The sequence below is a fragment of the Bacillus sp. BHET2 genome, from assembly GCF_005938125.1.
GTDB lineage: Bacteria > Bacillota > Bacilli > Bacillales > Bacillaceae_B > Rossellomorea.
Map to the genome: position 1 here is coordinate 1,340,376 of NZ_VCQN01000001.1, position 19,027 is coordinate 1,359,402.

The 19,027-nt window shown below is 41.7% G+C and carries 17 protein-coding genes; 1 reads left to right on the forward strand and 16 read right to left on the reverse strand.

All coding sequences use genetic code 11. The features are described from left to right. Positions 1–107 precede the first annotated feature (107 nt). The 16 genes from spoVM to FGG79_RS06940 all read right to left on the reverse strand — a co-directional run bounded on the left by spoVM (position 108) and on the right by FGG79_RS06940 (position 17,023). Positions 108–188 (reverse strand): stage V sporulation protein SpoVM, encoded by an 81-nt coding sequence (spoVM, locus tag FGG79_RS06865; RefSeq protein WP_032088878.1) that lies wholly within the window; start codon positions 186–188, stop codon positions 108–110. Positions 189–299: 111 nt separating this feature from the next. After that, the gene (locus tag FGG79_RS06870; protein WP_138776974.1) at positions 300–947 is read right to left on the reverse strand and encodes a thiamine diphosphokinase; all 648 of its coding nucleotides are present in this window, start codon (positions 945–947) and stop codon (positions 300–302) included. A gap of 62 nt (positions 948–1,009) precedes the next feature. Next, positions 1,010–1,663, reverse strand: a complete 654-nt coding sequence (rpe, locus tag FGG79_RS06875) for a ribulose-phosphate 3-epimerase (RefSeq protein ID WP_138776975.1) — start codon at positions 1,661–1,663, stop codon at positions 1,010–1,012. After that, positions 1,663–2,544 (reverse strand): ribosome small subunit-dependent GTPase A, encoded by an 882-nt coding sequence (gene rsgA / locus FGG79_RS06880; protein WP_138776976.1) that lies wholly within the window; start codon positions 2,542–2,544, stop codon positions 1,663–1,665. The genes rpe and rsgA overlap by 1 nt, the downstream gene beginning before the upstream one ends. Before the next feature lie 146 nt (positions 2,545–2,690). Continuing rightward, positions 2,691–4,700, reverse strand: coding sequence for a Stk1 family PASTA domain-containing Ser/Thr kinase (gene pknB / locus FGG79_RS06885; protein WP_138777646.1), 2,010 nt, complete (start codon positions 4,698–4,700; stop codon positions 2,691–2,693). 4 nt (positions 4,701–4,704) lie between these two features. Beyond that, a complete protein-coding gene (locus tag FGG79_RS06890; protein ID WP_138776977.1) occupies positions 4,705–5,454 on the reverse strand; it encodes a Stp1/IreP family PP2C-type Ser/Thr phosphatase in 750 nt (249 codons plus the stop codon). A gap of 141 nt (positions 5,455–5,595) precedes the next feature. Further along, the gene (gene rsmB / locus FGG79_RS06895) at positions 5,596–6,954 is read right to left on the reverse strand and encodes a 16S rRNA (cytosine(967)-C(5))-methyltransferase RsmB (protein ID WP_138776978.1); all 1,359 of its coding nucleotides are present in this window, start codon (positions 6,952–6,954) and stop codon (positions 5,596–5,598) included. Beyond that, the gene (gene fmt, locus FGG79_RS06900) at positions 6,947–7,897 is read right to left on the reverse strand and encodes a methionyl-tRNA formyltransferase (RefSeq protein ID WP_138776979.1); all 951 of its coding nucleotides are present in this window, start codon (positions 7,895–7,897) and stop codon (positions 6,947–6,949) included. The genes rsmB and fmt overlap by 8 nt, the downstream gene beginning before the upstream one ends. Beyond that, positions 7,894–8,379, reverse strand: a complete 486-nt coding sequence (def, locus tag FGG79_RS06905; protein WP_138776980.1) for a peptide deformylase — start codon at positions 8,377–8,379, stop codon at positions 7,894–7,896. Before def ends, fmt begins: the two co-directional genes overlap by 4 nt. 31 nt (positions 8,380–8,410) lie before the next feature. Continuing rightward, positions 8,411–10,834 (reverse strand): primosomal protein N', encoded by a 2,424-nt coding sequence (priA, locus tag FGG79_RS06910; RefSeq protein ID WP_138776981.1) that lies wholly within the window; start codon positions 10,832–10,834, stop codon positions 8,411–8,413. Continuing rightward, complete coding sequence (gene coaBC, locus FGG79_RS06915; RefSeq protein WP_138776982.1) at positions 10,821–12,050, reverse strand: bifunctional phosphopantothenoylcysteine decarboxylase/phosphopantothenate--cysteine ligase CoaBC; 1,230 nt, start codon at positions 12,048–12,050, stop codon at positions 10,821–10,823. The genes priA and coaBC overlap by 14 nt, the downstream gene beginning before the upstream one ends. Before the next feature lie 136 nt (positions 12,051–12,186). Next, positions 12,187–12,408, reverse strand: coding sequence for a DNA-directed RNA polymerase subunit omega (rpoZ, locus tag FGG79_RS06920; RefSeq protein WP_138776983.1), 222 nt, complete (start codon positions 12,406–12,408; stop codon positions 12,187–12,189). Next, the gene (gene gmk / locus FGG79_RS06925; RefSeq protein ID WP_138776984.1) at positions 12,409–13,023 is read right to left on the reverse strand and encodes a guanylate kinase; all 615 of its coding nucleotides are present in this window, start codon (positions 13,021–13,023) and stop codon (positions 12,409–12,411) included. Then, positions 13,024–13,296 carry an extracellular matrix/biofilm regulator RemA gene (remA, locus tag FGG79_RS06930; RefSeq protein WP_034755776.1) on the reverse strand — a complete coding sequence of 91 codons (273 nt, stop codon included), beginning with the start codon at positions 13,294–13,296 and terminating at the stop codon, positions 13,024–13,026. A 56-nt stretch (positions 13,297–13,352) separates the two neighbouring features. Beyond that, positions 13,353–14,228 carry a YicC/YloC family endoribonuclease gene (locus FGG79_RS06935; RefSeq protein ID WP_138776985.1) on the reverse strand — a complete coding sequence of 292 codons (876 nt, stop codon included), beginning with the start codon at positions 14,226–14,228 and terminating at the stop codon, positions 13,353–13,355. Between the two features lie 113 nt (positions 14,229–14,341). Next, complete coding sequence (locus FGG79_RS06940; protein ID WP_138776986.1) at positions 14,342–17,023, reverse strand: cation-translocating P-type ATPase; 2,682 nt, start codon at positions 17,021–17,023, stop codon at positions 14,342–14,344. 211 nt (positions 17,024–17,234) lie between these two features. Between FGG79_RS06940 and FGG79_RS06945 the strand changes: the two genes are divergently transcribed. Further along, positions 17,235–18,938 carry an Rqc2 family fibronectin-binding protein gene (locus FGG79_RS06945; protein ID WP_138776987.1) on the forward strand — a complete coding sequence of 568 codons (1,704 nt, stop codon included), beginning with the start codon at positions 17,235–17,237 and terminating at the stop codon, positions 18,936–18,938. Positions 18,939–19,027: the final 89 nt, after the last annotated feature.

A 19,027-nucleotide genomic window follows, 5' to 3' on the forward strand; every position in this document is an offset into this window, starting at 1 on the left:
CACGACACTCTAACATGTTCCTAATAAAACAATATGTACTTATCTATCTCCAAACCTCTTCAAATACAAAAAAGAAGATGGCCCCGAGCCATCCCCCACTAAACTATTTATTCTTTTTTAAACGTTCCCAACATCGCCCTCACAAGTCCACCTAAGAATTTTGGTAATTTGATTGTATAAAAGCGCATTTTTAGTCCCTCCCCACAATCTAAAGAACGTAATGTTTCGCTTGACAACATTTTAGTCTATTCAAGCAGTCTCAGTTAAGTACGTCTTCTTTCCCCCTGATTTAAGAAGCTTTAATCACTGCTTCTTATCACCATTAATATGCCATTTGAAAAGGAAAAAGTACCAGATGATTGTATAAGTTCATTACTAATACATAGTGTGGATCCCCTAGAAATATTCCGATTTTTTAATGGATATTTAAAGCCTGAGAGGGTGATCCCCTCAACTATTCCGGTGACGGGAACAAAAGAAATGTAGTTTAATTCAGGGGTCTTTTCAACTCTATGTTCCCCTGATTTCGCAAGGTATAATCGATTTTGCACGTCGATGATTTCTACTATTATGTCCGTTTCTAAAAGACTTGGCATCATTAATAATTGAAGGTTCCCCATGAAATGATCAAGTCGTCCACCAGTAGCACCAAAAATGGTAATTTTATCAGGGTTCTGATCAATGGCCCAATTGAGGGCAAGCTCAAGATCAGTTTCGTCCTTTTCCGGCAAATAACGATTTACTTCCTGAACGCTTTCTTGAATCTGTTTCCATTCTTTCTCATTCACTGAGTCAAAATCTCCAAAAGCAACCATTGGTGCGATCTTTTGTTCCAATAAGGTGTATACGCCACGGTCCACACCAATCCACTTAACTTTATCACCCATATACATTTTTAATTCAGGAATGTACCTTTCAGGGCCACCAGCTACAATATTTAGGTCCATATTCCCTTCACCCCTTCTATAAAAATGGGCTGATCCCCTACAGGATCAGCCCTTGTTCTCTATTATGCTAGAGATTTCTTTAACTCTTCAATTGCTGCTCCACGGTCGTTGCGATTATAGATAGCGGAACCAGCTACAAATACATCCGCACCTGCTTCTGCACAAAGAGCTGCCGTTTCAGTATTAATTCCACCGTCCACTTCGATCTCAAGGGTCGGATTCACTTCATTTGCCCAATCGCGTATTTGTTTGATTTTCGGCAAGACAGAAGGGATGAAGGACTGACCGCCGAACCCTGGGTTTACAGTCATTAGGAGAACCATATCCACGTCTTGCAGGATCGGCTTAATCGACTCAGCCGGTGTGCCAGGATTCAATACAACTCCAGCTTTTACCCCTTTGCTCTTAATCAACTGAATCGTTCGATGAAGATGAGCAGTCGCTTCAACATGGACGGTAATATAATCCGCTCCAGCATCAGCGAAGGCATCGATGTATTGATCAGGATTTTCAATCATCAGATGGACATCCAGGGGTAAAGTCGTGATCGGGCGGATGGCTTTTACCATCATTGGACCGAGTGTGATATTCGGAACGAAGTGACCATCCATTACGTCAACATGGATATAGTCTGCTCCGCCTTTTTCTACATCTTTTATCTCATTACCTAACTCAGCAAAATTTGCAGAGAGAATCGATGGTGCGATTTTCATGATTAGTACCTCGGCTTTCTTTCTTTGATTTCCTTATGGAAGGTTAAATAGTGTTCGTATCGATAAGCAGGGATTTCTCCATCTTCCACGGCCGATTTCACCGCACATTTCGGTTCATTGATATGAAGGCATCCCCTGAATTTACACTTCTCTGCTACTTCAACCATTTCAGGGAAGCATTGTGGTAGCTCTTCTATTTCAAGCTCTGAAAACTCCAATGAACTAAATCCAGGCGTATCAGCTACTAACCCATTTTCAATATCGATGAGTTCAACGTGACGAGTCGTATGCTTCCCTCGTCCTAAATGTGAAGAAATCATGGCAGTCTTTAGTTCCAGCTCAGGTTTCAAAGCATTAAGCAATGATGATTTCCCTACTCCTGACTGGCCGGCGAATACAGAAATTTTATCTTTTAAATAAGGAGTCAATTCTTCTACCCCGTGCTCTGTTTTCGAAGAAGTCATGAGTACTTCATAACCAAACGACCGGTAATCCTCCACAAATCCTTCAATCTTGTTTGATTGATCTGGAGTCAGTAAATCCATTTTGGTTACACATATAAGCGGTTCAATTTCTTTACTTTCCACCAAAACAAGAAAGCGATCCAATAAGGCAGGACTGAAATCCGGTTCGCTGGCTGAGAAGACCAATATCGATTGATCCACATTGGCAATCGGCGGACGAACCAATTCATTCTTACGGTCAAAGACTTTCAAAAGGTATCCTTCCGTTTGATTCTCTGCTTGGAATTCAACATAGTCACCCACTAATGGGGTCACTTTATTTTTACGAAAAATCCCTCTGCCCCGACATTGGGTAACGCTACCTTCTGAAAGAACATAATAAAATCCACTTAATGCCTTAACAATTTTTCCTTCCGGCATTCGAAACCTCCTATTCAATTGCGTTTATCAATACAAATCAGTCATCTATAGTATGTATCTTGATTTATTTCCATTATAAATGAAAACAAGAGGACTGTCCCGTCAGGTTGATTAAAAACCCGGGTACAGCCCCTTGGCATTTGAAGTTATTCTTCTTTAGGATACTCGACATTACCTGATTTATACTCTTTTCCATCAACGAGAATGCTATATGCCCCTTCAGTTCCTTCTTCTAATGTGAAGGTCAAGGTAAACTCTGTATCTTTGGTGATACCATCAATTTGATCTGGATCATCAAATGTACTGTCCTTGTCTTTAATTAGAATTTCCACAGACTGAGGTGCGCCATCTTCTTTCGTATAAGGAACCGTTACTTTCATTGTTACATCCTTAGTCGGAACTTCTTTAGGTGGTTCGGGACCTTTAGACATAACAACATAGACCGTTTCCCTTTTGTAAGTTGGGGTACCTGGTTCTGGTTCATGGGAAACTACTTTACCGGCTTCAACTTCTTCAGAAAAAACTTCTTCTTTTACTACAATATTGACCTCTTTTAAATCTTCATATTGATTTAGAGCTTCCTGGTCATACCCAGCTAAATTATCTAAATCAAATGGCTTGGATCCCTTACTGACCGTTAAGGTAATCGTCGTCTCCTCAGCCACCACTTCATCCCCAGGCGATGGATCTTGGTCCAATATGGTTCCTTGAGGTTCGTCTTCATTAAACTCCTCTTCTTTCTCTACAGTAAATCCTTTTTCTTCTAAATCAGAGGACACTTCCTCATAATCTTCCCCTATAAAATCCTCTACTTCAACCTTTTCCTTACCTGTACTAACATAGAGGTCTATTTCCGATCCTTCATTTGCCATCCGACCAGCTTTCGGATTTGTCTTTATTACTTCTCCTTCGGGTACACTGTCGCTAGGTTGTTCTTTCGTTTCACCTACAACAAAACCTTCGGATACAATCATCGAGACTGCTTCCGTAGTATTTTTCCCTTCTACATTAGGCACCTGTAATTCTTTCGGTCCTAGTAAACCAGGCACCAGCGTTACAGCAGCCACTCCCAATAAAATCAGCAAAAAGAACAGACTAATAATCAGAATCGGCCACTTCTTTGTACTCTTTTTCTTTTGAGAATCTTTCTTTTTGCCCTTCTTCTTTCCCTCTTGGACTGGAGTGGTGGTTTTTGTTTGGATTGAATCTGTACTCGCTTGATGGTGAACGATCGTATCATCTAAATTTGAGTATGCCTTCTGGTCTGTGATGACAGGTATTGCTTTCGTCGCCTCATCATCAATAGGAACGGCAAATTTAGGCTCATTCAGTCGGTAAGGATCCAGAGCCGAAGAGAGATCTCCATCCATTTCCTCGAGGCTTTCGTACCGTCTGAACGGGTCTTTTGCCGTTGCTTTTAATACAATATTCTCCACACTCTGTGGGATATCAGGATTCCATCTTTTTAATGATGGCGTTTCCGATTGCAGATGCTTTAAAGCAATCGAAACCGCTGACTCTCCTGAAAACGGTAATCTGCCTGTTAATAATTCGAACATGACGATCCCCAGGGAATAAATATCCGATTTCTTTGTAGCCATGCCTCCTCTCGCCTGTTCAGGTGAGAGGTAATGAACTGATCCAAGGACAGAATTGGTTTGTGTGATTGAAGTGGCACTAAGCGCCATCGCGATCCCGAAATCGGTTATCTTCACATTCCCCTCTTCATCGAGAAGGATATTGTGCGGTTTGATATCACGATGCACGATATGATTCTGGTGAGCATGTGACATAGCAAACGTCAGCTGTTTCATAATATCGATCGCCTTATCTACTTGAACCGGTGAATGCTGCTGTATGTATTGCTTTAACGTCATGCCATGTACATATTCCATGACGATATAATAAAGCTCATCCTCTTCTCCAACATCGTAAATACTGACAATGTTCGGGTGGGTCAAACTTGTAGCCGATTGAGCTTCCCGTTGGAATCGTTTTATAAACTCTTCTTCATTGGCAAAGTCGATCCGGAGCATTTTAATCGCCACTTCACGATCCAGAATCACATCGTGAGCTAAATAGACGTTGGCCATCCCTCCGCCGCCAATTAATTTGATAATTCTGTAACGCCCACTGATGCGCTTTCCTTCCATCATGGTATCACCCGCTTTCCGTTTCAGCGGCAAACTCGACGATTACTACGGTAATATTATCTTCACCGCCATATTCATTGGCTAATTGAACGAGCGACTCCCCTTTAGTTTCCAGAGAGTGGTCCTGTACTAATACCTCTTTCATTTCCTTTTCAGAAACTTTATTAGAAAGACCGTCTGAACATAAAAGAATGACATCATCATCTTCGAACATAATCGTTTTGATATCCATCGTAATGGAAGCTTCCGTTCCAATCGCTCTGAGTATCACATTTTTTCTAGGATGATGCTCTGCGTCTTCCTTCGAGATTTCACCACTCCTGACCAATTCATTCACAAGCGTATGATCTTCAGTTAATTGGTGAAATCCATTTTCGTTCAGAATATACCCCCTGCTATCCCCAATATTTACAATGGTGGCAAACAAAGAAGTACAGATGGCCCCGACAAGCGTGGTTCCCATCCCTTCACATTCTGTGTTGGATTGAGAATAAGTATATACTTTGTTGTTTACTTCGTTAATGGTCGACTTTAACCAATTTTCTGCATCATCAGCAGTGTTGAATTTCTCGGTTTTCTCCCATAGGTCCTTTAAGATTGAAATGGTCAGCTGACTCGCCACATCTCCAGCTCTGTGGCCCCCCATCCCATCTGCCACAATAGCTAAATGATCTCCATGATGATTTACAAATACCCCGGCACTATCTTCATTAAGTTGACGCACTTTCCCTTTGTCCGTAAAATAAACCGTCTTCACTTAGGTCACCTCGTCTCTTCTTCTGCACCAGATTCCAGCAGCTCCTTAACATCCTGTGTGCATCTTTCTTCAAATAAAAATGAAATCATTAAGGGCTTTTGTACTTTTACGACTCTTCTACTGGATTTTCCTGCTTTTCTTTCAACATTTGATTATATTCGACTTAATCTTTTTTCGAAAGCATGAAATGAAGAACCCATCTCCTCCGAAATCTTGAGGAAATACTTGCAAATGATGTTCTTGAATGAACGGTGTTACAGAATCCGGGAGCTGGTCGAGTGGATGTTTCTCAAATTCCGGATGATCACTTAAGAAAGCTGCTACGGTACCTTCATTTTCATTTTGATCTACAGTACATGTACTATAAACCAATAAGCCATCTTTTTTCAGCAATGGGGCAACAGATGATAATATATCTAGCTGAATCTTCTGTAATGAAAGAAGATCCGCTTCTTTTTTTGCGTACTTTATATCCGGCTTTCTCCGGAGGACACCTAATCCTGAGCAAGGTGCATCGACTAAAATACGGTCAAAACTTTCCTGTTCAAACTTTTCCGCAGCTTTGCGGCTATCGAGGGTGGCTGTTTTGACATTATTCAATCCAAGTCGGTTTGCATTGTCGTCGATTAATTTCACTTTATGTTTATGAAGATCCAACGCATGAACTTCTCCGGTACCAGAAAGCTTTTCTGCAATATGGGTCGCTTTTCCACCCGGTGCAGCGCAAGCATCCAGAACCTTCATTCCTTTCTCGAGCTTTAATGCATAGGAAACGAGCATCGAGCTTTCATCCTGGATAGAGCATTGTCCGTTGCGATAAGCATCTGTTTTAGCCAGGTTCCCCCGCAGTGACTGAATCGCTTCCGGGACGATCGGGCTTTCTTTCACTTCACTACCATTGTCGGTCAACAATAGCATAAGTTCTTCCCGGCTTATTTTAGTTGTATTCACACGAGCTGTCTGTTTCGGTGCAATTAGATTGGTCTCGCACATTTCTTTCGTTTTTTCTAATCCGAATTGCTCTTCCCATCTCTTAACCAGCCAATAAGGATGACTTGTTTCGATAGCCACTCTTTCGACAGGATCTTTAATGGACTCAAGAGAAGGCAAACCTTTGCGCTGCACCGATCTCAAAACGCCGTTCACTAATCCGGATATCCCTTTATGCCCCCTCTTTTTGGCGATTTCAACCGCTTCAAAGAAAACAGCACGATCTGGAATACGATCTAAATAGACAAGCTGATAGAGCGATAAGCGCAACAAGTGACGAACCCACTCATCAAGCTTGCCTTTAATGAATGGTGCCAGATAGAAATCCAGCGTCATTTTCCGCTGAATGGTTCCGTACGTAAGCTCCGTCAACAAGCCAATGTCTTTCGTTGGAAGCTCATTTTTTTCGATCACTGAATGAAGCAATAAATTACTATATGATTGATTTTTTTCAACCGCCTCAATGACATCAAGTGCTGCTTCCCGGACGGTTTTGTTTCGTTTACTCATTTTTCTCTCCTAACTTCATTCCCGCTTTTAAATGTGCTCCAGCTCCGCGTAGGTAATCTTTCGCATTCATTCGTTTTTTTCCGGAAGGCTGTAAATCTGTTATTTTAATTCCAACTGAGTTACCTGTAGAAACTACGAAACCATCTTCTTCTACACTCAGTATTTCTCCAGGTGATGTGGAACGACTTTCGAGCTTTTCTCCCCACCATACTTTCATTACGGAGTCTTCCATGGTGGTATACGCAACCGGCCAAGGGTGAAGTCCTCTAATATGGTTATAGATTTCTTCTCCGTCTTTCGTCCAATCTATTATTTCTTGTTCCCGTTTAATGTTACGGGCGAACGTTGCCTTCGAATCATCCTGTTTCAAAGGAGAGATATCCCCTGACAATAATGCCGGGATCGTGTCTATAAGTAGGGCTGCACCGGCAACACTTAATTTATCGTGAAGCGTCCCGACATGATCCCGCTCTTCGATATCCACTTCTACTTGACTAATAATGTCACCTGCATCCAACTTCTCTACCATATACATAATGGTGATACCCGTTTTCTCCTTCCCTTGGAGAATGGAATAATGTATCGGTGCTCCTCCTCTGAGTTCTGGAAGAAGGGAAGCATGAACATTTATACAACCATATTCCGGTGCCTCAAGCAAAGCGTTGGGAAGAATTTGTCCGAATGCAGCCGTCACAATAAGATCAGGTTTTAATGCAAGCACTTGGTTTAGTTCTTCCTCATTCTTTATCTTTTCCGGTTGGTAGACAGGAATGCCATGCTTTTGGGCTGCTACCTTTACAGGTGGAGGTGTCAGGGTTCTTTTTCTTCCCACTGGTCGATCCGGTTGAGTCACAACCGCGATCACTTCATAATTTTCATCTACTAAAGATTGGAGAACGGGCACCGAGAAATCTGGCGTTCCCATAAAAATCACTTTCGTCATTGAGCTTCATACCCTTCTAAATCTTCTTCTGTAATATATTTTTCTACTTTTGAGGTGAATAAAATGCCGTGAAGATGATCAATTTCGTGTTGAATTGCTCTTGCCAAAAAGTCCTGGGCTTGATATTCGACCATTCTTCCTTTTCTGTCCAGTGTCCGGAACTTTATCGAATAAGGGCGAGTCACTTCTCCGTAAAGACCGGGAAAGCTAAGACACCCTTCAAGATCGGTTTGCGATCCTTCTGATTCGATGATTTCAGGATTGATCAGCTCGAGCGTTCCTGAATCATCGCCGATGTCTACCACGGCAACTTGGAGATCTATTCCTACTTGAGGTGCTGCAAGTCCTACACCATCAGCTTCGATCATAGTGTCATACATATTTGTAAGTAATTTTTTTAATTTTTTATCAAAATCCGTAACCTTTTCGCATTCTTTTTCCAGGATAGGGCTTGGATGCATTACAATTGGAAGTATTGCCATAACTGTCCTCCATCTTTCTGAATAAATATTCTTACATCATCATATAAGGGTTCACATCTATAGAAATTGTTAATCCACTTGATACGTACTGCTGTTGAAATTGGTCTAATACTGTTTTTAAGGTTATACCAAGATTTGGTTCCCGCTTGTATTTTATCAAACATTGATAGCGATATCTATTCTTTATCCTGGGAATAGGTGAAGCAGCCGGTCCAAGAATGATGGTTTCATCAGATAACTTAGAACGAATATACCCAGCCATTTTCTCCGCTATATCCACGACCTTCAAGAGGTCCTCATGACTCAATGTGATCAAAGTAATATAGAAAAAGGGAGGATAGGACCCCATCTTCCTCATCATCATTTCCTGCTGATAAAAGCGGTTGTAATCATGATTTGATGCTAATTCGATTGAATAGTGTTCCGGCGTATACGTTTGTATGACAACCTCTCCTGGCAATGTGTGCCTGCCAGCTCTCCCACTCACTTGAGTCAACAATTGAAACGTCTTTTCCGCTGCCCTGAAGTCTGGTAAATGGAGCATTGTATCTGCACTGAGAACACCTACCAGAGTGATATTCGGAAAGTCGAGACCCTTGGCAATCATTTGTGTGCCCAGGAGGATATCTGCCTTTCCTTCCCCAAAGGCTGTTAACAGCTTTTCATGGGACCCTTTTCGTGAGGTTGTATCCACATCCATCCGAATAATTCGAGCATCCGGGATCAACTTCGTCAATTCTTCCTCGACCTTTTGAGTTCCAGTTCCAAAATAACGAATATGTTCACTTGTACACTCAGGGCAAGTAGTTGGGACGCTTTCTTCATATCCGCAATAATGGCATTTCATCCCGTTCGAAAATCGATGATAGGTTAGAGAGATGTCACAATTTGGGCATTGAAGGACAAAACCGCAATCTCTGCACATAATAAAGGATGAGTGCCCTCTTCGATTAAGGAATAGAACCGTTTGCTCTCCTTTTTCCAACCTATCTTGAAGCTTTTCGAACAGCTCTGTTGAAAACATGGAGCGGTTTCCCTTCCTAAGTTCCTCTCTCATATCGACAATATCAACTGAGGGAAGAGGTCCATCATTCATCCGTTTATCCAGGGTGAGTAGCTTATAGACCCCCTTAGATGCACGGGCAAAGGATTCTAATGAAGGGGTGGCACTTCCCAAAATAACCGGGCACTGATGGTAACTCCCACGATGGATCGCTACATCTCTCGCATGATACCGAGGATTTTCCTCTTGCTTATAACTCGTCTCGTGCTCTTCATCAATAATGATGATTCCAATGTTTTCAAAAGGAGCGAAAACGGCTGAACGTGCTCCAACCACTACTTTTACTTCCTTTCGTTGGATCTTTCTCCATTCATCATATTTTTCCCCAACTGATAATCCACTGTGAAGAACGGCGACATCATTGCCAAAGCGCCCCTTAAACCTGTGAACCATCTGAGGTGTAAGAGAAATTTCAGGAACCAGGACGATGGCTTCCTTCCCTTCTTGTAAAACACGCTGAATGGATTGGAGATAAATCTCAGTTTTTCCACTTCCTGTTACCCCATAAAGAAGAAACGTCTGGTGTTTCTTCTGATCGATAATACTCAAGATGGGACGAATCGCTTGATCCTGCTGTGATGTCAATGTGAGAGGAAATGTCTTCTGAAACGTTCGGTTTTCAAAAGGATCACGGTACATTTCTACGTTTTTCTCCATCAAATACCCTTTATTGACAAGTGATTTAATTGTGCTTGATGTTGTAGACATCTCGTCAAGAAGTGTCGTAGCCAGTAGCCCATCTCCTCCTGGGGCAGAGTCGATCATATACTCAATGATTTGCTTTTGCTTACTTGCCTGAGGAGGAAGGCTGTTCATCACTTCCTCTAAATCATTTTGCGAAATAGTAAGATAAAGCTTTCGAACCGTTTTCTTCTTCCCCTTAGCTTTTACTCTATAGATTACTTCAACTGAACCACGCTTTACCTCTTTATGAATGAGAGGGAGGAAACCATTTTCTTCAATCGCTTTCCAGGCAACTTCTCTTCTGTTCTGAAAGAAATGTTGTAGAGAAAGATGAAGATCAGCTTGATGTTTGTTTTCTTCAAGCTGAAAAAATTTTTCGTATTTCGCTTTCATCGCTGCCGGTAGCATCGCTTGAAAGGCAGATATTTTAAAACAGAGGGTCTTCTCAGTAAGCCAGTTCCCCAATGACAGTAATTCTTTATTAAGCACGGGTACAAGATCCATAGGCTCAACGATTGGTTTGAGTTTCGAGACTTCTCCCTTTTCCTTTATTCCGATGACGAATCCTTGGATTTTTCTCGGCCCAAAAGGAACAATCACCCTCATGCCTGATGTAATACTACCTTTCCACTCATCCGGGATGCTATAATCATAGGTTCGATCCGTCTGCATCGCAGGAACATCTACAATTACACTAGCTACGTTCATGGGGGGGACCCTTCTTTACGTGCTGGGTTGCTTCTCTAAAGATTTCTTTTGCTACCTCAACCTTTGACAATAACGGCAGTTCTCGAACATTCCCATCACTCGTTACAATCGATACTCTGTTTGTATCTGTTCCAAAACCTGAACCTAGTTCTTTCACATTGTTTGCGACAATCATATCAGCTCGTTTTTTCTCAAGTTTTGCTTTCGCATAATTTTCCACATTCGTCGTTTCTGCCGCAAAACCGATAAGGTATTGGTCATTTTTTCTTTCACCTAGACTCATTAAAATATCCTTTGTTCGCTCAAATTCGATCACTAGATTGCCTTCTTGTTTCTTTAACTTATCCTCATATATTTCTTTCGGTCGATAATCCGCTACCGCAGCACTCTTGACAACAATATCAGCTGTCGGGAATGCTTTATGAACAGCGATATACATTTCTTCAGCACTTGTGACAGAAACAAATTCTATGCCTCTTGGAATCGGCAACTGGGACGGTCCTGAAATCAACACGACCTGTGCACCGAGAGATACTGCAGCTTCAGCTAAAGCATAGCCCATCTTCCCTGTTGAGCGATTGGAGAAGAAACGAACGGGATCGACCATTTCCCTTGTCGGTCCGGCAGTTATAACAACTTTTTTTCCAAGTAACAACATTTTATCGCTGTCTAGTTCTAAAAAGTAGCGATCAACCAATTCCACTACTTTCTCTGGCTCTTCCAATCTTCCTTTTCCAACATATCCACAAGCTAAATACCCTTCACTCGGTTCGACAAATTGGTATCCAAACTGGTAAAGGGTTTCTATATTGCGTTTTACCGCTGGATGGTCATACATATGTACATTCATAGCCGGAGCAACCCAAACGCCCGCTGTTGTGGCAAGAATGGTTGTGGTAATCATGTCATCGGCAATACCATTCGCAAGCTTTCCAATGATATTGGCAGTAGCAGGTGCGACAAGAACAAGGTCTGCCCAATCCGCTAAATCGATATGGGCAATTCTCGATGGGTCTTTTTCATCAAAAGTATCCCAGTATACATCTTGACGGGACAATGCCTGGAAGGTGAGAGGAGCGACAAATTTCTGGGCCGATTCCGTCATAATCACCTTTACTTCTGCACCACTTTGAACCAGCTTACTTGTTAAGGCAGCCGCTTTATATACAGCAATTCCGCCAGAGACACATAACAATATTTTTTTCCCCTGCATCATTTTATTTCCCCCATTACTCTTTATCCTCCCTATATTATGAAGGATACTGATAGAAAAAGAAAATAGGGTTGTCTCGAAAAGATGATGAAATCTTTTGAGTCAACCCCGTAGAGTTATTCATTACGCTTCCCGCTATTTATTCATCCGAATAAACTGCTTTGGCATCTCTTTCTTTCATGGATAATTGACCAGCTTGAATTTCTTCCAGCGCTTTTCCTACAAACTTCTGGGAATCATATCTGTTCAGACGGTAGTCTCCTGTGTCTTGCAGGTTTCTCGCACGCTTAGCTGCAATACTGACTAACGAATATTTAGAGTCAATCTTCTTCATTAATGAATCAATCGATGGGTTTAACATTTATTCAACCTCCAGCATATTTAAGTATCGTTGTTGCACTCGTTCTCGCTTGCAATGTTCAGCCTGCACAATGGACTTGATCTTACCGACCGCATGTTCAATCTGATCATTTTCAACAATGTAATCATATAGATTCATCATTTCTATTTCTTTTCTCGCTGTATTCATTCTTCCCTTGATGAGATCATCCGTTTCAGTTCCTCTTGTTACAAGGCGGTTCTGAAGTTCAGAAAGACTTGGGGGTGCGAGAAAGATAAATAAACCTTCAGGGAACTTATCTCTAACCTGCTGTGCCCCCTGTACTTCAATTTCAAGAAATACATCTTTACCGGCATCGAGTGTTTGGCGAACATAGTCCACCGGCGTTCCATAGTAGTTTCCAACGAACTCAGCATGCTCCAGCAGCTTTCCTTGCTCGATAAGCAATTCAAAATCTTCTCTTGACTTGAAGAAATAATCTACCCCATCCACTTCTCCTTCCCGGGGATTCCGGGTTGTCATGGAGATGGAATATTCAAACTTGGTATCTTCCTGGGAAAAAATCGCTTTACGAACAGTCCCTTTCCCTACACCTGATGGTCCGGAAAGAACGATCAGCAATCCTTTTTCTTTCATTTATTTACCCTGCCCTTCTTCTACTAAATCCTCTTTATCAGTTAAACGATGAGCAACGGTTTCGGGTTGAACAGCTGAAAGAATAACGTGATCGCTATCCGTAATAATAACCGCTCTAGTTCTTCTTCCGTATGTAGCATCAACGAGTGTTCCACGATCTCTGGCATCTTGAATCAAACGTTTAATTGGTGCTGATTCGGGACTGACAATTGAAATGATTCGGTTAGCGGAAACAATATTTCCAAATCCTATATTGATGAGCTTGATCGACATAACGCTCCTCCTAATCAATAGTTTAGTTTCGCCGGATTAATGGGAACCTAAACTTCTTATTCTACATTTTGAACTTGTTCTCTAAGCTTCTCAAGTGTTGATTTCAGTTCTACAACAATTGTGGCAATGAAGGAATCATTTGCTTTCGAACCTATGGTATTCACTTCACGATTCATTTCCTGAATCATAAAATCCAATTTTCTGCCCACAGGGCCTTCACCTGTCAAGGTGGCATGAAAGTACTGGATATGACTTTCTAACCTCGTCAGTTCTTCCGTAATATCGGATTTATCTGCAAAAATGGCCACTTCCGTAAGTAATCGACTTTCATCGAATGATGTTTCATTGTATTCTACAATCCTTTTTCTCAAACGTTCCCTATATTGATTGACCACTTCCGGAGCATGCTTGGTTAGTTCTAATACACTATTTTCAAAATGGTTGAGATGGGTGAGAAAATCTTTCTTTAGGAGCTCCCCTTCTTTCGTGCGCATTTCCTTAAGGTCTGTCGCTGCTTGATCAACAGCTTTCAAAACCAGATGCTGAAGCTCTTCATTCTCCTCTTCCATTTCTTCTATCAACACAAACTCTTCCCTGTTTAAGAGATGTGATAATCGCACTTCATCTTTTAAGGAGTAGGTTTCTTTCACTTTATTTACTAACTGATAATAATCTTGAATGAGCTTCCAGTCAATATGTAGATTTTTATGTACCAGGCCATCCCCGGTTATGGTGATGAAAATATCCACTTTTCCTCTTTTAACGCTGTGGGATACTTGCTTCTTGATTTTATCCTCGATTTTCATTAATTGTCGGGGCATTCTTATGTAACATTCACTGAATCTGTGATTAACGGATTTCATTTCAACCGTTACAGTATGTTGTTCAGAATCCACTTTGCTTCTTCCAAAGCCTGTCATACTGACAACCATTACGATCACATCCAATCTTTTGACGATATTTCTATGTAGATTAAAAGGATAGAGATTGATATAAAAAAGGTAATAGAGGCTTTTCTCTATTACCTTTAGGATTATACCATATTTCACTGTTTTTTTCTTGCAAAAAATGACCCGGCAAGTAAAAAGGTTGGAACGGAACTTAATCCAATGATTAAAAGCCAGTCCTTTAACACAATCGGCACGGTATGGAAAACCGGCTGCAAAGAAGGGATATAGATAACAAGTAACATTAAGACAAGTGAAGACAGTACAGCGAAGACCAGATACATATTCCCAAATGGATTTCTCGAAAAGACCGATACTTCACTACGGCAGTCGAATACATGGATTAGCTGAGCCATGACCAAAGTGGCAAAGGCAACGGTTTGAGCATAGGCTAGGTGATCAGGGTGGGTCTTATACGATAATATAAACGCGAGTAATGTTGCACCACCAATCAAAAACCCCCTCGACACGACCTTCCAACCTAAGCCTCTTGCGAACACCCCTTCCTTAGGATGTCTCGGCTTTCTCTTCATCACATCATCTTCAGGCTTATCAAGACCAAGTGCCATGGCAGGGAGCCCGTCTGTTACAAGGTTCACCCAAAGAATCTGTATCGGGACCAGGGGTAGCGGAAGTGCCAGAATCATTGCAAATAGCATAACAAGGATTTCCCCTACGTTAGAGGCCAGCAGATACCGGACGAACTTCCGGATATTTTCGTAAATATTTCTACCTTCTTGAATTGCTGATTTAATTGTGGCAAAGTTATCATCCAATAATACGAGGGAAGAAGATTCCTTCGCCACGTCTGTACCGGTTATCCCCATGGATACACCGATATCCGAGGATTTGATGGCCGGGGCGTCATTTACTCCATCTCCCGTCATCGCCACTACATGGCCTTTATTCTGCAATGCTTTGACTATTTTTAGTTTATGCTCTGGTGATACACGAGCAAACACCGACACATCGTCTACCATTTCTTCGAGTTCATGTACGTCCATCTCGTTTAATGCTTTTCCATCGAGTACCCGGTCTTTATTCTTTAAGATTCCAAGCTGCTTGGCAATTGCCTTAGCCGTCAAGACATGATCTCCTGTAATCATCACTGTCTTGATTCCGGCTGCTCGGCACTCTTTCACCGCTTGTTTCACTTCGGGGCGAGGAGGGTCAATCATCCCCTGCAAACCAATGAACGTTACTCCATGTTCTATATCCCCCTCTGTCATCGATTCGACTGATCTTGCATCGATTGGTTTATATGCAATCGCAATATTTCTTAGCGCGTTGGATGACATTTCACTGATCGCATCTTCCACTTTTTGAGATAACTCGTTTGTTTTGGCATGCAATCTACCTTCCCATAAAATGGATTCACTTTTCCCGACTAATACGTCTGGAGCCCCTTTCGTTACTGAGAAATGTTTACCATTTTGGTCAACAACGATGATACTCATCATTTTTCTGGTGGAATCGAAAGGAAATTCTTTTACAATCGTAAATTTTTTCTGTAAAGACTCTCTAGTGAGTCCCGCTTTTAATCCTGCCACAAGGATTGCACCTTCTGTAGGATCTCCATCAACGATGAAGAGTTGTTCCCGAGTTACAAGCTCTGCATGATTACATAACATCCCGAAGGTCAATAATTGCTGAAGGGGGGGTTCACTGTGAGGCGTGACCCTTTGTTCTTCGCTGTAAAATTGACCATTGGGTTCATACCCTGATCCTGTAACGGTCCAAGTTCTTCCTCCGCTCCAAAGATGTGTAACCGTCATCTTGTTTTGGGTAAGTGTTCCTGTTTTGTCCGAGCAAATGACCGATGCACAGCCTAATGTTTCAACTGCCGGAAGCTTACGAACGATTGCTTTTTTCTTAATCATACGCTGAACGCCTAGGGAAAGAGCAACGGTCACAATAGCCGGTAACCCTTCAGGAATGGCTGCCACAGCCAAAGAAACTCCTGCCAAGAACATTGTATACATGTCATGGCCTTGGATCACCCCTATACCAACAACGAGCGCCGTTAATATGAGGGCAACCGTAATAAGGATTTTCCCGAGTTCCTCAAGTCTTCTCTGAAGAGGTGTAGTCATGGTTTCCGCCTTCTGAATCATATCAGCGATTTGTCCCATCGCTGTTTTCATCCCAATTGACGTTACGACCCCTATCCCGTTGCCCCTTGTGACCATCGTCCCCATGAACGCCATATTTTCCAAGTCTCCGAGACTCATATTTTCCCCGTTCACGGGATTTTTGGATTTAGTAACAGGTATTGACTCCCCTGTTAAGGCAGATTCCTCCACCTCCAAATTATTCACTTCAATGAGCCGGACATCCGCTCCGATCCGATCTCCGCTGCTGAAGCGAATGATATCTCCAATTATCACTTCTTTTGATATCATTTTCACCCAGTTACCGTCCCTCAATACCGCTACCTGTGGTGCCGAAAGCTCCTTTAATGCTTGCAGGGATCGCTCTGCTTTCCTCTCCTGAAAGAAACCTAGGAAACCGTTAATCAAAACAATAGCAATGATGGCAATCGCATCAATATATTCACCAAGCAATCCGGAAATAAGCGTGGCTGCCAATAACACGAGAACCATGAAGTCCTTGAACTGACTGAAAAACAATAATAAAGCTGACTGTTTCTCAGCTTCTTCTAATTGATTATAGCCAAATTGTTTTCGTCTCCCTGCTACATCCTCTGATGAAAGCCCTACTTGATAATTTGTATTTAATGACTGCTCTATGTCCTCTTGTCTCATCTCATGAAATTTCATGCAACCATTTCACTCTCCTCCTACGATACGAAAAGTTGTCCTTCTCATAGCATTCTTATTCAGACTCGTCCTGAAAAATGATATGATTTAGATACGTTTTGCATTTTATCCTGTAGAAGGGTAAAATCGATTACATTTGGTACTCTCAAAACATACCACTGATAGAAGGATCATGAACGAATGAAACCGTTTAAAGCAAAGGATGTTGTATATGTCATTTGATGGATTATTTACTAGAAGCATGACGAACGAATTGAGCGAGAATTTATTACACGGACGAATCAATAAAATACATCAACCATATAAAAATGAAATCATCATGATCATCCGGGCAAATGGGAAAAATCACAAGGTGCTTTTATCCGCCCACCCAAGTTATTCCAGGGTTCAGATGACCAATGAAAACTATGAAAATCCCGCTGTCCCGCCCATGTTCTGTATGCTTTTGCGCAAGCATCTTGAAGGGTACATTGTCCAGGGAATAAATCAGGTAGGACTGGACCGGATGATCATTTTCGAAGTGAAAGGCAGAAATGAAATCGGTGATATTTCCTATAAACAGTTAATTGTCGAAGTAATGGGTCGACATAGTAATATCATTTTGGTCGATAAAGAACGAAATATGATTCTTGATAGCATCAAACATATTTCACCAAGCATGAACACACATCGTACCGTCTTGCCCGGACATACGTATGTACTTCCACCTCAGCAGGACAAGAGAAATCCTCTTGAAGTAACGGAGGATGACGTACTTAGGGCTCTGGATTTTAATTCTGGCAAGCTCGATAAACAGATTGTTCAATCTTTCGCCGGAATTTCCCCTCTTTATGCAAAGGAAGTAGTTCATCGTGCAGGAATCGGAAACCAGTCTACGATTGCAGAATCATTCTTACGATTAATTCAATATGCAAAAACGGATGACAGAACGCCTACCCTTATCAGCAGTGACAAAGAAACATTTTACTGGTTGGATCTTGAGCACATCCAAGGGGACAAGCAAACGTTCTCCACTTTAAGTGAATTATTGGACCGCTTCTTTTACCAAAAGGCAGCACGTGATCGCGTTAAACAGCAAGGGAATGATCTAGAGCGATTTATCCGGAATGAACGTGATAAAAATGTAAATAAAATCGAGAAATTAAAGCAAACATTAGAAGATGCAAAGCTCGCTGATCGCTATCAATTACTTGGTGAACTCCTTACCTCGAATTTATATGCGGTCGAACGGGGCATGACTGAAGTTAGCGTGGTCAATTACTATGATGAGAACGGGGAGAGTATTACGATTCCTCTCAATCCGCAAAAATCGCCATCCGACAATGCACAACTCTATTTCTCACGATATCAAAAAGCCAAAACTGCTATAAAGATTGTTCATGAGCAAATTGAAAAAGCGAACGATGAGATTGCGTACTTGGAGCAATTACTGCAACAGTTGGAATCGGCTTCTACGAAAGACGTTGAAGAAATAAGGGAAGAACTTGAGGAAGAAGGCTACTTAAGGATCCGAAAACAAACCAAAAAGAAAAAAGCCAACCAAAAGCCCGTCTTAGAAAATTATACATCAAGTGACGGAACGCCTATACTAGTTGGGAAAAATAATAAACAAAACGACTACTTAACAAACAAGGTTGCAGGCAGGGAAGAAACCTGGCTTCATACGAAGGATATCCCAGGCTCTCACGTCGTCATCAAGAGTCAAAATCCGTCAGAAGAAACGATCAAGGAAGCGGCTAATATTGCAGCTTATTTCAGTAAAGCACGTGAATCAAGCTCGGTCCCTGTTGATTTCACTGAAGTCAAACAAGTGAAGAAACCAAAAGGTGCAAAACCTGGTTTTGTCATTTATGAAGGACAGCAAACCGTTTATGTGACACCTGATTTGGATTTGGTACGATCGTTGAAGGATTGATATATTGAGAATGCACTTTCATTTAGTCTGAGATGGGACTGGGTGGGAGTGTTTTTGTTTTGGTCGTTACAGGAGGTTTTAGGATTTGT

Excerpts from the sequence above, each read along its gene's own strand:
- FGG79_RS06870 (WP_138776974.1), bottom strand. The coding sequence starts at position 947 with ATGGACCTAAATATTGTAGCTGGTGGCCCTGAAAGGTACATTCCTGAA.
- spoVM (WP_032088878.1), bottom strand. The coding sequence starts at position 188 with ATGCGCTTTTATACAATCAAATTACCAAAATTCTTAGGTGGACTTGTG.
- gmk (WP_138776984.1), bottom strand. The coding sequence starts at position 13,023 with ATGAAAGAAAAAGGATTGCTGATCGTTCTTTCCGGACCATCAGGTGTA.
- def (WP_138776980.1), bottom strand. The coding sequence starts at position 8,379 with ATGGCAATACTTCCAATTGTAATGCATCCAAGCCCTATCCTGGAAAAA.
- FGG79_RS06935 (WP_138776985.1), bottom strand. The coding sequence starts at position 14,228 with ATGGTTGTCAGTATGACAGGCTTTGGAAGAAGCAAAGTGGATTCTGAA.
- priA (WP_138776981.1), bottom strand. The coding sequence starts at position 10,834 with ATGAACGTAGCTAGTGTAATTGTAGATGTTCCTGCGATGCAGACGGAT.
- coaBC (WP_138776982.1), bottom strand. The coding sequence starts at position 12,050 with ATGATGCAGGGGAAAAAAATATTGTTATGTGTCTCTGGCGGAATTGCT.
- FGG79_RS06940 (WP_138776986.1), bottom strand. The coding sequence starts at position 17,023 with ATGAAATTTCATGAGATGAGACAAGAGGACATAGAGCAGTCATTAAAT.
- pknB (WP_138777646.1), bottom strand. The coding sequence starts at position 4,700 with ATGATGGAAGGAAAGCGCATCAGTGGGCGTTACAGAATTATCAAATTA.
- rsmB (WP_138776978.1), bottom strand. The coding sequence starts at position 6,954 with ATGAGTAAACGAAACAAAACCGTCCGGGAAGCAGCACTTGATGTCATT.
- rpoZ (WP_138776983.1), bottom strand. The coding sequence starts at position 12,408 with ATGTTAAACCCATCGATTGATTCATTAATGAAGAAGATTGACTCTAAA.
- rsgA (WP_138776976.1), bottom strand. The coding sequence starts at position 2,544 with ATGCCGGAAGGAAAAATTGTTAAGGCATTAAGTGGATTTTATTATGTT.
- fmt (WP_138776979.1), bottom strand. The coding sequence starts at position 7,897 with ATGACGAAAGTGATTTTTATGGGAACGCCAGATTTCTCGGTGCCCGTT.
- remA (WP_034755776.1), bottom strand. The coding sequence starts at position 13,296 with ATGTCGATCAAGCTCATCAATATAGGATTTGGAAATATTGTTTCCGCT.
- FGG79_RS06945 (WP_138776987.1), top strand. The coding sequence starts at position 17,235 with ATGTCATTTGATGGATTATTTACTAGAAGCATGACGAACGAATTGAGC.